The following is a 13,278-nucleotide window of genomic DNA, read 5'->3' as shown; positions in this document are numbered from 1 at the left end:
CCGACAACGAGGCATGAGGCCTAGTTCGCCCCGCCGATGGTGACCGCACGCAGCAGGAATCCGTCGAGCCTGCGCCCGATCACCGACTCCTCCGGAAAATAGGCGGCGATCTCCAGGTTTTCGTCGGCGACCGCCTCGGCCCATTCGACCGGCCAACCCCCGTCGGACAGGCTGGTCTGAAATGCGAGCACGACATCGTCACGCGTCATCTCGGTCTCCGTGACGAGCGCCGTGGTGGTGGCCCGGTGTGAAGCCGCGCCGGCGAACCCGCGGCCGCAGCCACACGGCCCGTGGGCATCGTCGCGATCGCGTGTGCATGGTTCCTGCACCCACACGAGTTCGCCTTCCACGCAGTAGTGGTAGTCGTCTGGTTCCATGCCTTGGGTGAACTCGGTTGCCACCAGGATCTTCACGGGTACCTCCACGGTCGGGATGTCGTGCACGCTACGGCGCCGCACCGACATCGAGCCGTGACCGGCTTCGCAAGCGTCACCTACCATTTGCATGGTGCCGACGGGTGGCGGCACGGGGGGGTGTGACGGAGGTGCAGCGATGAGTATGTCCCCGCCGGACCCGCCGCGCCCCGAGCCGATGTGGGATCAACTCTTCGAACTCGACGATGCCCGGCGGGCCGGTGGGCGGGCGTCGGTACTGCCGCGGGCACTCAAGCGCAGACGGCCGAACCCCGCGCTCGTCGTCGGGGCCGCGGCGATGATCGTCGTGGTTGCCGTCGTGGTGCTCGTGGTGTGGCTGCTACGTCCGTTGCCGTCGACTGAATCAGCCCCTGGCACAACCGAATCAAGCGAGGCGACCGACTCGCAGGCGCAGCGCCGGCTGGCGCAGTTGTTGCCCGCGGGCTATTCGGCGGACGCGTGCACCCCCGAGGCGCCGTCCACACCGAATGCGCTCGCGTCCGTGACCTGTGGCGAGAACGCCGATCCGGGCGGTCCGCCGCGGGCGACGTACACGTTGTTGCGCGACAAGGCCGCTCTCAGTGCCGCTTTCGATGCGGTGGTCGCGTCGTCGACGACCGTCGTGTGCCCGGGGCGGATCCAATCGCCGGGTCCGTGGCGGCGCAATGCGACACCCGATCAGGTCAGCGGCGTCCTGTTCTGCGGTACGCAGCAAGGTCATCCGATCGTGGCCTGGACCGACGACGCCACGCTGCTGCTGAGTGAGGTTCACGCCGACGAAGCGGGCCCGACCTTCCCCGAGTTGTATGCGTGGTGGTCGTCGCACTCGTAGACGCATGAATGCCGGCGGCGCCGCAGCGCCACCGGCATTCAGCTCACGACGTCAGGGGGTCGGCGTGCCCTGGACCGCGGCGGGCACGAGCGTCGGGATTCCGCCGGCCGTAAGCGGCGGTGCCTCAGTGCCCGCGGGAACCGGGGTGGTCGGCGCGGGAGCACCCGGCGCGAGCGGCGCTGCGGGAGCCGGAGCGGGAGCAACGGGTGCGCCAGGGACAGGCGCGGCCGGAGCGGGTGCGCCCGGAGCGGGTGCTGCCGGAACGGGGGCGCCCTGGACGCCTGCGGGCAACGGCGTGCCCTGGCTGCCTGCCGGTGCCGGAACATCTTCTGGCAACGGGGTGCCCTGGGTGTCTGCCGGCAGCGGCGTGCCCTGGCTCCCTTCGGGCAGCGGTGCTTCCAGGGCGCTGCCCGGCAGGTCGGTTGCCCGGGTTCCGGCGCCTGGCGCCGTGGCGACCGGCGCCGGAGTGTTGGCCGCGGGCACCGGCGTCGGAGCAGTCGCGGCAGGAGCGGGCGTCGTCGCGGCGGGTGCCGCCGCAACCGGTGCCGAGCGCACCGGCACCGATCGGGACCCGCCAGGCGCCGGTGCCGACGGGGCAGGCGCCACCCAGGTCGCCAGATCCTGGCCGCCGGCGTTGTAGACGACGCTCGTCGGCTTTTCGCCGGTGACGTCGAAATAGACCTTGCCCGTGGTCTTTTGGCCCTGGGCCAGGGTCGCCGGGTTGACGCCCTGCGGCGTGGCGACCTGGAACAGCACGCGGTAGTTCTCACCGTTCGTCGCGCGGGCATTCAGATTCGACACGATGGGCGTCACCGAGCCCTGGATCGCCTCGTCGGTGGCGGTGGCCTCCCACAGCGTGCCGCGCACCGCATAGGGAATCGTGTCGGTGCTCGGCTTGAGGTCGCTGATGGTCCAGGCCTGCACCACGGCACCGTTCTCCAACTTGGCCTGGCTGCCGAGCTGGCTGCTGGCCGTTGCGGCGGCGTCGGCGAATGCGGTTGCCATGCCCACGGTGCCTGCGGCTCCGGCGGTGGCCAGCGCTGCGGCGACGGCCGCGGTCAACGTCGAGATTTTCATGTTGCGGTTCACTCCCTGAGTCGTCGGTTGACGGCTTCCCCCGAACTGGGCGGTCACCTGCCAGCGAAGCTAGCAGTCGAGTTAATGGTACGAAACCTTTAACCCCGTACCGGACGCTAATTCCGGGCGGTGAATCGCCGAACTGCGGCACGTGCGGGTCGCTGGGAAGATCGTTGCTTCTGCGGGTATTTCACGAGATCGACGCAGGGAGAAGGGATTGCCCGATCTGCACGGCGATGTTGGTGAACGGTGAGTGCGGCGGCGGTGAACGAAAAGAATTCGAATGCGAACTATTGGCGAAACGTTCGCTTACTTGCCGTTTCGTTCGCGCGTCACTTCAGGTCCACCAGAACGGGAGCGTGATCGCTGGGAGATTTTCCTTTGCGTTCTTCCCGCACGATTTCGGCGTGCGTCACTCGATGCGCCAATGCGGGTGAGCCGAGGATGAAGTCGATCCGCATGCCCTGGCGCTTGGGGAACCGCAACTGGGTGTAGTCCCAGTAGGTGTAGACCCCCGGCCCGGGAGTGAAAGGCCTTACCACGTCGGCGTATTGGGCTTCGACGATCGCGGTGAACGCCGACCGCTCCAACGGCGTGACATGGGTGGAGTGTTTGAAGACCTCGACGTCCCACACGTCCTCGTCGGTGGGGGCGATGTTCCAGTCGCCGACCAGCGCGATCTGCGCCTGCGCATCTTCGGCCAACCACTTCTGTGCGTTGTCACGAAGTGCGGCAAGCCATTCCAGCTTGTAGGCGTAGTGCGGCGAGCCGACGGTCCGGCCGTTCGGGATGTACAAACTCCACACCCGCACGCCGTCGCACGTCGCGGCAAGTGCCCGGGCTTCGGCGGCGGCCTCCCACGCGGGCTGACTGTCGAAGCCGAGTTGCACGTCCTCGAGGCCGACGCGTGACGCGATCGCCACGCCGTTCCACTGGTTGTGTCCGTGATGGACCACGTCGTAGCCGAGCGCGGCGAACGGCATGGTGGGGAATTGGTCGTCGGCGCACTTGGTCTCCTGCATCGCAAGCACGTCCACGTCGGCGCGCGCCAACCAGTCGGTGACCCGGTCGACGCGGGCGCGGATCGAATTGACGTTCCAGGTGGCCAGCCGCATGGGCTTAGAGCGTACGGGCGGCGACCTGCTGCAGGAATGCGCGGGCGGGTGGACCGGCGGTGGCCGGCACCGCAACCGCAAGGGTGCGAGTCGTGGCGGGGATGAGTGGGCGGGTGACGATTTCGGGCACCGGGCCCGGTAGCTCGGGAAGGATGCTCACTCCGAGGCCCGAGCGCACCATGTCGATGACTGCGGTCATCTCGTGCGCCTCGAAGTCGGCGCCGAGTTGGACACCCACCTTCTCGGCCACCGGGGCGAACACTGCCGAGCAGCCGCCCGTCGATCGGATGAAAGGTTCGGCCGCGAGGTCGGCATACGTGATCGCGTCGAGCCCGGACAGCCGGTGGCCTGCCGGCAGGACCGCCACCATCTGGTGCACGCCCAGCAGTGCGGTCTCGAACTCGGGTGCGGGCAGGCTGACGACGCCGACCTCGGCAGCGCCGCGGTCCAGCCAGCTGCGGATCTCGGGTTCACTGCCTTCCAGCAGGTGCACGGTCACTCGTGGGTGTGCGTCGCGGAACGCGCGCAGCCACGGCGCGACTGCCGTCCCCGTTGCGAACGGCAGACTGGCCAGCCGCAGCGTCCCGGTGAGTTCACCGGCCAGCGCCGCGACCTCGCTGCGCATCGCCTCCATGTGCTGCACGGCGTGACGGGCGTGGCTCACCGCGCGGTCACCCGCGGCGGTGAGCGAGACACCATCGCGATGACGACGCAGCAGGGGCAGACCGAGTTCGTTCTCGAGGCTTGCGACAGCCCTGCTGACCGCGGGTTGCGACAGGTTGAGCCGTCGGCCCGCCGTGGTGAATCCACCGTGGTCGACGACCGCAAGAAATGACTTGAGCTGAAGCAGAGTCGGCACTACAACCTCCGGTATGCGCAATCTACATGCAGCTATACCACTAATGACATGGAAGATGCCGCGAACCAGAACGTTTACGTAATACACACTGACCGAATCGAAGGGAACGGACATGACATCACGACGAGTTCTGATCACCGGGGCATCGAAGGGCATCGGCCGAGCGGTGGCCGACCGGCTCGCGGCGGCCGGCCATGAACCGGTCGGATTCGCCCGATCGGCCGCACCCGGTTTCCCCGGCAAGCTGATCGAGGTCGACCTCAGCGACCGTGCGGCCACCGACGTCGCCCTGGCCACTGTCCTTGCCGATGGACCGGTCGACGCGGTGGTCAACAATGTCGGTCTTGCGACGTTCGCGCGCATCGGCAGCATCGACCTCGACGCGTTGTCCCTCAACTACGACATGAACGTGCGGACCGCCGTGCAGGTCGTGCAGGCGGCGCTGCCGGGGATGCTGGCCAAGGGGTGGGGACGCATCGTCAACGTGACGAGCCTGACCACACTCGGCACTCCCGAACGCACGCCGTACGCCGCGTCGAAAGCCGCGCTCGAAGCGGCCACCCGCATCTGGGCCGGCGAACTCGCGTCCACCGGCATCACGGTCAACGCCGTGGCGCCCGGACCGACCGAGACCGAGATGTACCGCCAGCGCAGCCCCGAGGGATCCGAACGCGAGCAGCGGTTCCTGAACACGATCCCGATGCGTCGCGTCGGCAAACCGAACGAGATCGCCCACGCCATCTGCGCACTCCTCGACGAGGACGCGGGTTACCTCACGGGGCAGGTCATCCGGGTCGACGGCGGCGGCAGCATCAGCGCGGCGTGATCACGTCCTCGGCCGCCACGTACCTGGTGTGGTGGTGCAGCCGGAAGCCCATCGAGGTGTAGAGCATGATGGCCGGCGCGTTGTCGGTCTCGACCTGGACGTAGGCACGCTGAGCGCCGTGCTCGGCGCCCCAGGCCAGTAGCGCGGCACACACCGCGCGGGCGTGCCCTTGTCGCAGGTGTTCGGCGGCCACCCGCACCGACGAAATGCCCAGCCACGGCGTCCCATTCGGCGCTGCCGTCACCGCACCGCGCCCGACCGCGCAGCCGGCGGCCGAGGCGAACGTCAGCGTGCCGTCGACCACGGCGGTCAACACCTCGACGGGTACGTCGCGTTCGTAGGTCCGCAGCCACTGCTCGTCCGGCTGCCACGCCAGCGTGACACTCGGCGTCGAGGGTTGCGCTGGCGTGACAGTGGCGGGGATGTCGCGCACCATCACACGGGCCGGCTTGATGCCCGACGCCCGGATCGGCAGTAGGCGCTCGGGCAGGGCCAGCCATGCCGGCAGGTCGCGTGCGCGATACCAGTCGACGATCGCGGGGACGTCGGCGATCTGTGCTGAAATATCGAGTGGCACAGCTGAATTCGCTCGGCTCGTGGCGCCGAGGCCGGCGCGCAGAAACCAGCCCCGGTTCCACTGGTGTTCGGTGCCAGGCCACGCGAGGGCGGCCGCGTGCTCGAGGGCGCGGATTTCCGACGCGCGGACCGGGGTGTGGGAAAGCTCGCGCACGCTGACGATGTCGGCGGGTGCGATGTCGACGAGTTCGCCGGATTTGGTGCGCACGCGCACCGTCGGAGCGGTTCGTTCGATGTGCCCGATGACGTCGGTGAGCGGTTCGGCCGAGCCGGCCGGTAGGCGATAACGCAGGCTCACCCGGCTGCCGACGGCAGGAAGGGCGGCCATCAGTGACCGAACGGGTCGGGGTCCTCGCCCGGCATCCAGGACAGGCCGGGAACGCCCCAGCCGTTGCGCTTCACGGCCTTTTTCGCGGCGCGCGCATGCCGGCCGACGAGCCGGTCGATGTAGAGAAATCCGTCGAGGTGTCCGGTCTCGTGCTGAAGCATGCGGGCAAACAGATCGGTGCCCTCGAGCGTGATCTCGGAACCGTCGGCGTCGAGGCCCGTCACGCGCGCCCAGTCGGCCCGGCCGGTCGGGAAGTTCTCACCCGGCACCGACAGGCAGCCTTCCTCGTCGTCGTCCGGATCGGGCATCGTCTCGGGAACCTCCGAGGTCTCCAGAACGGGGTTGATGATCACACCCCGCTTGCGCGGGCGACTGCCGCGCGTTTCGGCGCAGTCATAGACGAACAACCGCTTGGCGACACCGATCTGGTTGGCGGCCAAGCCAACCCCGTTGGCCGCGTCCATGGTGTCGAACATCGTCTGGATGAGCTCGGGCAGGTCAGGTGGCAGCGAACCGTCCGCGCCGACGGGCACCGGCTCGGTCGGGGTGTGCAGAACGGGATCTCCGACAATGAGAATCGGTACGACGGCCATGGTCGGAAAGCTTATGTGAGCCGACTCGCGGGCTTAGGTGTCACCTCAAGCCAGCAAGCCGTGGTTGAATACAGCCCGAACCACAGCGATGTAATTTCTCGAGTGTCGGAAGGGTCCAGGGAGCAATATGGACGGCGCCATGGCGCGGACTGAGCAATCCGGGGACGACTCTGATCTGACCGATGGGCTCACCCGGCGCGAACACGATATTTTGGCTTTCGAACGCCAATGGTGGAAGTACGCGGGCAGCAAGGAAGACGCGATCAAAGAGCTGTTTTCCATGTCGGCCACGCGCTACTACCAGGTGCTCAATGCACTAGTCGACCGGCCAGAGGCATTGGCCGCCGATCCAATGCTGGTCAAGCGTCTGCGCCGGATGCGGGCCACGCGCCAGAAGGCACGGGCCGCGCGGCGGCTCGGCTTCGATATCAACACCTGACGGTCGCTCCCGCACGCGAGGAGGACAGATGGCCGGTGTGACGGTTCGGGCCATGCGCTCGATACAGTGGACGCGATGAATCAGCGAGAGTCGTCCGGGCTACCCCTGCGCGCCATGGTGATGGTGCTGTTGTTCCTCGGGGTCGTGTTCCTCTTGGTCGGATTCCAGGCGATCGGATCCGACGACGACTCCTCCGATCAGCAGTCGACCGTCGCGACCGCGACGACGACCACCCCGCCGAAGAGCTCGCCGAAAGCCGAGCCCGAGCCAGCGGCCAAGGCCGACGTGCGGGTGTACAACATCTCCGACGTCGCAGGCGCGGCCGAAGGCACCGCCACGCGGCTGCGCGACGCACAGTGGAATGTCACCGAAACCGGCAACCTCACCTTGGAGGGGGTCGCGGGTACGACGGTGTTCTTCGGCGAGGCTCCGGGTGAGCGGGAATCGGCCGAGGAAGTGGGCAAGCTGCTGCAGGCTCCGGTGGAACCGCGGCGCCCCGAGCTTGCCGAGCAACCACCGGGCGTCATCGTGGTGGTCACCGGTTAGGCTTTGGCCATGCTGAAGTCCGTCGGTGTCGCCGTCCTGTTCGCCGCCCCCGTTGTTGCGTTGAGTGCATGCGCCCCCAACGAACCGGTGGCCACCCAGCCCGGTACCACTCCTGCGATCTGGACCGGATCCCCGTCGCCCACGGCCTCGCCCGGTGAGCACGGCGGTGAGCACGGCTCGGGTGCGACCAGTGGTGGCGAGACGCTGACCGCCGATATCAAGACCGCCGACGGCACGTCCGTTGCGACCGCGGATTTCCAGTTCGCCGATGGCTTCGCCACCGTCACCATCGAGACCACCGCCCCCGGTCTGCTCGCTCCCGGATTCCACGGCCTGCACATCCACTCGGTGGGCAAGTGCGAGGCCAACTCGGTCGCCCCGACCGGCGGTGCGCCGGGCGACTTCAACTCCGCCGGCGGGCATTTCCAGGTCCCCGGACACACGGCACACCCGGCCAGTGGCGATCTCAGCTCGCTGCAGATCCGTCAGGACGGCTCGGGCAAGCTCGTGACGACGACCGACGCCTTCACCGCTGAGGATCTGCAGGCCGGTACGAAGACCGCGATCATCATCCACGAGAAGGCCGACAACTTCGCCAACATCCCGCCGGAGCGCTACCAGCAGGTCAACGGCACCCCGGGTCCCGATCAGACGACTATGGCCACCGGCGACGCCGGAAGTCGGGTGGCGTGCGGTGTTATCGGCGCCGGCTGACAGCCGCATCGATTTCGCCGGGTCGCCCCGGCCCACCGTCGGCGTCGAGTGGGAGTTCGCTCTCGTCGACGCCGACACCCGTGAGCTGAGCAATGAGGCCGCTGCGGTGATCGCCGAGATCGGCGAGAACCCGCATGTGCACAAAGAGCTGCTGCGCAACACCGTCGAGATCGTCACCGGGATCTGTGAGAACACCGGCGAGGCGATGGACGACCTGCGCGGCACGCTCGGCACGGTGCGCAATATCGTTCGCGGCCGCGGTATGGAACTGTTCTGCGCCGGAACGCATCCGTTCGCGAAGTGGTCGGCCCAGCAGCTCACCGACGCGCCGCGCTATGCCGAACTGATCAAGCGCACGCAGTGGTGGGGCAGGCGGATGCTGATCTGGGGCGTGCACGTACACGTGGGTATCTCCTCGGCGCACAAGGTGATGCCGATCATCTCCTCGCTGCTCAACCAGTTCCCGCATCTGCTGGCGCTCTCGGCGTCTTCGCCGTTCTGGGAAGGCGAGGACACGGGCTATGCCAGCAACCGCGCGATGATGTTCCAGCAGCTGCCGACCGCGGGTCTGCCGTTCCAGTTCCAGACGTGGCCTGAATTCGAAGGATTCGTCCACGACCAGAAGAAGACCGGCATCATCGACCACCTCAACGAAATCCGTTGGGATATCCGGCCCTCACCGCATCTCGGCACCGTCGAGGTGCGGATCTTCGACGGCGTCTCCAATGTCCGCGAACTCGGTGCGCTGGTGGCACTGACGCACTGCCTGATCGTCGACTTGGACCGCAGGCTCGACGCGGGGGACCAACTGCCCGTCATGCCGCCCTGGCACGTGCAGGAAAACAAGTGGCGCGCCGCGCGTTACGGCCTGGACGCGGTGATCATCCTCGACGCCGACAGCAACGAGCGGCTGGTCACAGAGGATCTCGACGAGCTGCTGAACCGGCTCGAGCCCGTAGCGGCGTCACTGCGCTGCAGCGACGAACTGGCGGCCGTCGCCGACATCTACCACTCCGGGGCCTCATATCAGCGGCAACGGCGGGTGGCCGAGGAAAACGACGGGGACCTTCGTGAAGTCGTTGACGCATTGATCGGGGAACTTCAGCTATAGGGTGGGCGCATGCAGCGTTTGATGGTGGCCGGGCTCGCCGCCGCGGCGATCGGTTTGGCGGGCTGTAGCAACGTCACTGCGGGCACGCCGATGGCCGATCCGGATCAGACCGGCATATCGACGACGACCACCACCAAGCGGACGCCGACCAGGACCGCGTCTCCCTCGACACCGTTGTTCCCACCGCCGTCGCCCGGCGGCGGCAGCGGAAGTGGGGCCAGCACACCGCCGCCCAATGGCATGTCGACAACCTGTAGCGAATACGCATCGCTGGACGAGGCGACACAGCGCGGCATGGTCGACCTCCTGAGTGAGAACGGCTATCCGGGCATGAAGAAGAACCCGTTCATCTGGGTGAGCTTCATCGGTGCGATGTGCGCACTCGCCGACCGCAACGCGACCGTGGTCGAAGCGATCAACAACAAGGTTCCGGGCTGAGCTGTGGCCGTATCGCCCATGTTCCCGCTCGAGGTGGCCATGCTGCCCGGCGAGGAACTGCCGCTGCGGATCTTCGAACCCCGGTACGTGGCGATGGTCGGCGACTGCATGGCCATGCCGGAACCGGCATTCGGAGTGGTGTTGATCGCCGCGGGCCGCGAGGTGGGTGGTGGCGATCAACGGTGCGACGTGGGGGCACTCGCCCGGATCGTGGACTGCCAGACCCTGGGAGCGGAGCGGTTTCGGCTCGCGTGCGTGATGGGGGAGCGAATCCGGGTGCAGCGCTGGCTCGATGACGACCCATACCCGCGGGCCGAGATCGAGGCCTGGCCCGACGAACCCGGCGACCCGGTCGATGCTGCGCAGATCGCGGGGATCGAGGACCGCATGGTCGCGCTGTTCGACCGGATCGGGGAGGCCAAGGGGATGTCGATTCACAGCCGCGAGATCGTGGCTGCTGCCCGGCTCGACCCGGCGAATCACTTGTACGCCTTGGCCGCTCGCTTACCCATGGGGCAGGCCGACCGCTACTCCGTGCTGTCCGCACCCACCGAGGCCGCGCGGCTGGAAGCCTTGAGCGAAGCGGTCGACACCGTCACCGCGATGGTCGAGTTCCAGCTTTCGGAGTAGCTCGCCGGCGGGCGTCGGCGTGGGTGCGAAACGCTCAGTCGCGGCCCTCGAACTCCGCTATCTCGTCACGGGTCAGCAGATCGTCGCGAATGTTCTGCTCGCGGTAGGCCAGTTGACCGACGCGATTGGCGATCACGGGGGCGGTGATGAGGGTGAACAATCCGGTCAGGATCACCATGCCGACGTCGGCGTGGCCACGCAGCCGGATCGCGGCGCCCGCCAGCACCAGCAGCAGCCCCAAAACCTGTGGCTTGGTCGCGGCGTGCATGCGCGAAAGGGTGTCCGGGAAGCGGACAATACCGATCGCGGCCGTGAGTGCGAGCGTCGAGCCGCTGAGAATCAGGATCGCGGTGATGATGTCGAGAACGTTCACAGCAGCCTCCGTTTGGGCCGCGGATTGTCGGTGTCCGGCACGCGGAAACGGGCCACGCTGACCGAACCGACAAAGCTGATCAACGCCAGCGCGGTCAGGCTGTAGGTGACCGTGGTGTCCAGGCTGAACGCGGCCCATGTGCCGATCGCGCACAACGTCACCGCGACCAGGGTGTCGAGAGCCACCAGCCGATCGAGTGTGCTCGGGCCGGCCAACAACCGGAACATCGTGACGGCCGCGGCCGCGGTGAGCATGACGCCAGCGGTGATCCATACCCAGCTCATGAGGCGTCGACCTCCTTGTCTGCCGATGGCTGCCAATCGGATTCGCGTTCGAACGCGGCGACCAGCAGCCGCTGGAATTGATCGACCTGGCGGTAGAACCGGTTCACCGACCGTTCCGAGCCGACATCGAGAACGTGGACATACAGCATCCGTCTGGACTGGTCGATCTCCAGCACGATGTTGCCCGGCGTCAGATTCATGATGTTGACCGCGAGGGCCAGCACCAGATCCGACTTGAGCGGCATGTGCGCGCGCAGCACCGCGGTGAGCGGCGGCGGACCGGGCCGCACCGCCAGCCACGCCACCTGGACCGATGACAGCACCAGGTAGTAGCTGACCAGTGCGACCAGTTTGGCCAGCGACAGCGGATGCAGCTTGCCTTCCACCGGCACCGCGGGCAGCGGCAGCAGCACGGTGATCAACAGTGCGATGGCCAGCCCGCTGATCAGATTCGCGGCAGACACGTTGCCCCACAACAACGTCCACACCATGATCAGGAAGCACAGCACCCAGGCGCGCAGCATGAGTCTTCTCATCGAGACTCTCCCAACACCGCCGAGATGTACTGCCCGCGATCGATCACCTCAGCGGCTGACCGCTCGCTGTAGGCGAATATCGGGCCTGCCGCGACGGTCAGCACGAGCCCTACCGCGATCAGGGCACCGGTCGGCACCAGCATCCCGACCGGCATGCGTCCCACGTTGTCGCGGTCGGCGAACTCGATGTCCGCTGAGCTTTCCGTATCGTCGAGCAGCACCGCGGGCGCGGCCGCGGCCAGATGCCCTTCCGGTGCGTCGGCCCTGGCCCGCCAGAACGCCTTCGTCCAGACCCGGGCCACCACGTACAGCGTCAACAGGCTCGTGACAACACCGCCCGCCACCAACGTCCAGGCCAGGGCCGAGCCGTTCTCGGCACCGGCCTCCAGCAGCGCGACCTTGCCGATGAAGCCCGAAAACGGCGGAATCCCGCCAAGATTGAGAGCCGGAACCACGAACACGAACGCCAGTACCGGGCTGGCCGCGGCAAGCCCACCCAGCCGCTGCAGCGTCGACGCGCCCGCCTGGCGTTCGATCAAGCCGACCACCAGGAACAGCGTCGTCTGCACCACGATGTGGTGTGCGACGTAGTAGATCGCACCCGACATCCCGAGCTCATTGGCCAGCGCGATGCCGAACACCATGTAGCCGATGTGGCTGACGAGCGTGAACGACAACAATCGCTTGATGTCGCTCTGCGCGATGGCGCCGAGAATTCCGATCACCATTGTCAGCAGCCCGGCCACCAGCAGTACCGCATCGAGCCCGCCGCCGGGGAACAGCAGCGAATGGGCCCGGATGATGGCGTACACACCGACTTTCGTCAGCAGACCGGCGAATACCGCGGTGACGGGCGCCGGGGCGGTGGGGTAGGAATCGGGCAGCCACGTCGACAGCGGGAACACCGCGGCCTTGATGCCGAACGCGACGAGCAACACCGCGAACAAGGCCGACCGGGTGCCCTCGGGCACATCGTCGAGACGGACGGCGAGCTCGGCCATGTTCAGCGTGCCGGTGGCCGCGTAGACCAGCGCGATGCCGATCAGGAAGATCAGCGACGACACCATCGACACCATCACGTAGGCGATGCCGGCGCGCACGCGTTCCTCGCTGGCCCCGATCGTCAGCAGGACGAAGCTCGCGGCGAGCAGAACCTCGAACCCCACGAAGAGGTTGAACAGGTCACCGGCAAGGAAAGCCGTACACACACCCGCTGAGAGCACGAGGTAGGTCGGCAGGAATATCGACACGGGCTGGCGTTCATCGCCGTCGCGGATGCCCTGGCCGATGGCGTATACGACGACGGCCAGCAGCACGATCGACGACACCACGAGCATCAGCGCCGTGAGCCGGTCGACGACGAGCGTGATGCCGAGCGGACCCAAGCCAGGAACGCTCTGGCTCCAGCCGCCGACATGCAGCGCGAGCGTGCCGTCCCGGTCGGCCAGGTACAGCAGCGCCGCGCACACGCCGACCACGGCCGTCAGCGCCACCTGCGTGATGATGCGCTGCAGGTGCGGGCGCCGCCCGGCGACGAGGGTGATCGCCGCGCCGATCGCGGGGATCAGCACCGGCAGCGGCATCAAGG

General features: G+C 67.4%; 18 protein-coding genes. 8 read left to right on the top strand and 10 right to left on the bottom strand.

All coding sequences use genetic code 11. From position 1 onward, the window contains the following. Positions 1-20: 20 nt before the first annotated feature. Positions 21-500: a DUF7715 family protein gene (locus ACRCUN_RS01610; RefSeq protein ID WP_462139899.1), complete on the bottom strand. Its 480-nt coding sequence runs from the start codon at positions 498-500 to the stop codon at positions 21-23. 52 nt (positions 501-552) lie between these two features. On the opposite strand from ACRCUN_RS01610, the gene ACRCUN_RS01605 reads away from it, so the two are divergent. Beyond that, positions 553-1,245, top strand: a complete 693-nt coding sequence (locus ACRCUN_RS01605; RefSeq protein WP_462139898.1) for a hypothetical protein — start codon at positions 553-555, stop codon at positions 1,243-1,245. A 51-nt stretch (positions 1,246-1,296) separates the two neighbouring features. Here ACRCUN_RS01605 and ACRCUN_RS01600 read toward each other — a convergent pair whose 3' ends face one another. The 3 genes from ACRCUN_RS01600 to ACRCUN_RS01590 all read right to left on the bottom strand — a co-directional run bounded on the left by ACRCUN_RS01600 (position 1,297) and on the right by ACRCUN_RS01590 (position 4,296). Further along, the gene (locus ACRCUN_RS01600; protein WP_462139897.1) at positions 1,297-2,322 is read right to left on the bottom strand and encodes an MPT63 family protein; all 1,026 of its coding nucleotides are present in this window, start codon (positions 2,320-2,322) and stop codon (positions 1,297-1,299) included. Between the two features lie 332 nt (positions 2,323-2,654). After that, positions 2,655-3,437: an exodeoxyribonuclease III gene (locus ACRCUN_RS01595; protein WP_462139896.1), complete on the bottom strand. Its 783-nt coding sequence runs from the start codon at positions 3,435-3,437 to the stop codon at positions 2,655-2,657. 4 nt (positions 3,438-3,441) lie between these two features. Beyond that, positions 3,442-4,296, bottom strand: a complete 855-nt coding sequence (locus ACRCUN_RS01590) for a LysR family transcriptional regulator (RefSeq protein WP_462139895.1) — start codon at positions 4,294-4,296, stop codon at positions 3,442-3,444. Between the two features lie 112 nt (positions 4,297-4,408). On the opposite strand from ACRCUN_RS01590, the gene ACRCUN_RS01585 reads away from it, so the two are divergent. Further along, positions 4,409-5,122 carry an SDR family oxidoreductase gene (locus ACRCUN_RS01585; RefSeq protein WP_462139894.1) on the top strand — a complete coding sequence of 238 codons (714 nt, stop codon included), beginning with the start codon at positions 4,409-4,411 and terminating at the stop codon, positions 5,120-5,122. On the opposite strand, the gene ACRCUN_RS01580 is transcribed toward ACRCUN_RS01585, so the two are convergent. After that, positions 5,109-6,026, bottom strand: coding sequence for an N-acetylglutamate synthase, CG3035 family (locus tag ACRCUN_RS01580; RefSeq protein ID WP_462139893.1), 918 nt, complete (start codon positions 6,024-6,026; stop codon positions 5,109-5,111). The two genes, ACRCUN_RS01585 and ACRCUN_RS01580, sit on opposite strands and share 14 nt — an antisense overlap. Continuing rightward, positions 6,026-6,619, bottom strand: a complete 594-nt coding sequence (locus ACRCUN_RS01575) for a peptide deformylase (protein ID WP_462139892.1) — start codon at positions 6,617-6,619, stop codon at positions 6,026-6,028. The genes ACRCUN_RS01580 and ACRCUN_RS01575 overlap by 1 nt, the downstream gene beginning before the upstream one ends. A gap of 127 nt (positions 6,620-6,746) precedes the next feature. On the opposite strand from ACRCUN_RS01575, the gene ACRCUN_RS01570 reads away from it, so the two are divergent. From ACRCUN_RS01570 to ACRCUN_RS01545, 6 genes are all read left to right on the top strand, one after another. Beyond that, positions 6,747-7,058, top strand: coding sequence for a nucleoid-associated protein NapA (locus ACRCUN_RS01570; RefSeq protein WP_067849423.1), 312 nt, complete (start codon positions 6,747-6,749; stop codon positions 7,056-7,058). 75 nt (positions 7,059-7,133) lie between these two features. Next, positions 7,134-7,604: a LytR C-terminal domain-containing protein gene (locus ACRCUN_RS01565; protein WP_462139891.1), complete on the top strand. Its 471-nt coding sequence runs from the start codon at positions 7,134-7,136 to the stop codon at positions 7,602-7,604. A gap of 9 nt (positions 7,605-7,613) precedes the next feature. Beyond that, entirely contained in the window at positions 7,614-8,318 is a 705-nt protein-coding gene (sodC, locus tag ACRCUN_RS01560; protein WP_462139890.1) for a superoxide dismutase[Cu-Zn], read from the top strand. Continuing rightward, positions 8,299-9,429 (top strand): glutamate--cysteine ligase, encoded by a 1,131-nt coding sequence (locus ACRCUN_RS01555; RefSeq protein WP_462139889.1) that lies wholly within the window; start codon positions 8,299-8,301, stop codon positions 9,427-9,429. The genes sodC and ACRCUN_RS01555 overlap by 20 nt, the downstream gene beginning before the upstream one ends. 9 nt (positions 9,430-9,438) lie before the next feature. Continuing rightward, positions 9,439-9,867, top strand: coding sequence for a hypothetical protein (locus tag ACRCUN_RS01550; RefSeq protein WP_462139888.1), 429 nt, complete (start codon positions 9,439-9,441; stop codon positions 9,865-9,867). 3 nt (positions 9,868-9,870) lie between these two features. Next, positions 9,871-10,497 carry an LON peptidase substrate-binding domain-containing protein gene (locus ACRCUN_RS01545; RefSeq protein ID WP_462139887.1) on the top strand — a complete coding sequence of 209 codons (627 nt, stop codon included), beginning with the start codon at positions 9,871-9,873 and terminating at the stop codon, positions 10,495-10,497. A 34-nt stretch (positions 10,498-10,531) separates the two neighbouring features. On the opposite strand, the gene mnhG is transcribed toward ACRCUN_RS01545, so the two are convergent. From mnhG to ACRCUN_RS01525, 4 genes are read right to left on the bottom strand one after another with little or no spacing between them, the layout of a single operon-like run. Continuing rightward, on the bottom strand, positions 10,532-10,870 hold the full coding sequence (gene mnhG / locus ACRCUN_RS01540; RefSeq protein WP_409504411.1) for a monovalent cation/H(+) antiporter subunit G: 339 nt from the start codon (positions 10,868-10,870) through the stop codon (positions 10,532-10,534). Next, complete coding sequence (locus ACRCUN_RS01535; protein ID WP_462139886.1) at positions 10,867-11,154, bottom strand: monovalent cation/H+ antiporter complex subunit F; 288 nt, start codon at positions 11,152-11,154, stop codon at positions 10,867-10,869. Before ACRCUN_RS01535 ends, mnhG begins: the two co-directional genes overlap by 4 nt. Beyond that, positions 11,151-11,690, bottom strand: coding sequence for a Na+/H+ antiporter subunit E (locus ACRCUN_RS01530; protein WP_462139885.1), 540 nt, complete (start codon positions 11,688-11,690; stop codon positions 11,151-11,153). Before ACRCUN_RS01530 ends, ACRCUN_RS01535 begins: the two co-directional genes overlap by 4 nt. Next, entirely contained in the window at positions 11,687-13,273 is a 1,587-nt protein-coding gene (locus tag ACRCUN_RS01525) for a Na+/H+ antiporter subunit D (protein ID WP_462140115.1), read from the bottom strand. The genes ACRCUN_RS01530 and ACRCUN_RS01525 overlap by 4 nt, the downstream gene beginning before the upstream one ends. Positions 13,274-13,278 lie beyond the last annotated feature (5 nt).

It is taken from the genome of Mycobacterium venezuelense (assembly GCF_054919535.1).
This window is presented reverse-complemented; position numbering and strand designations above follow the sequence as displayed.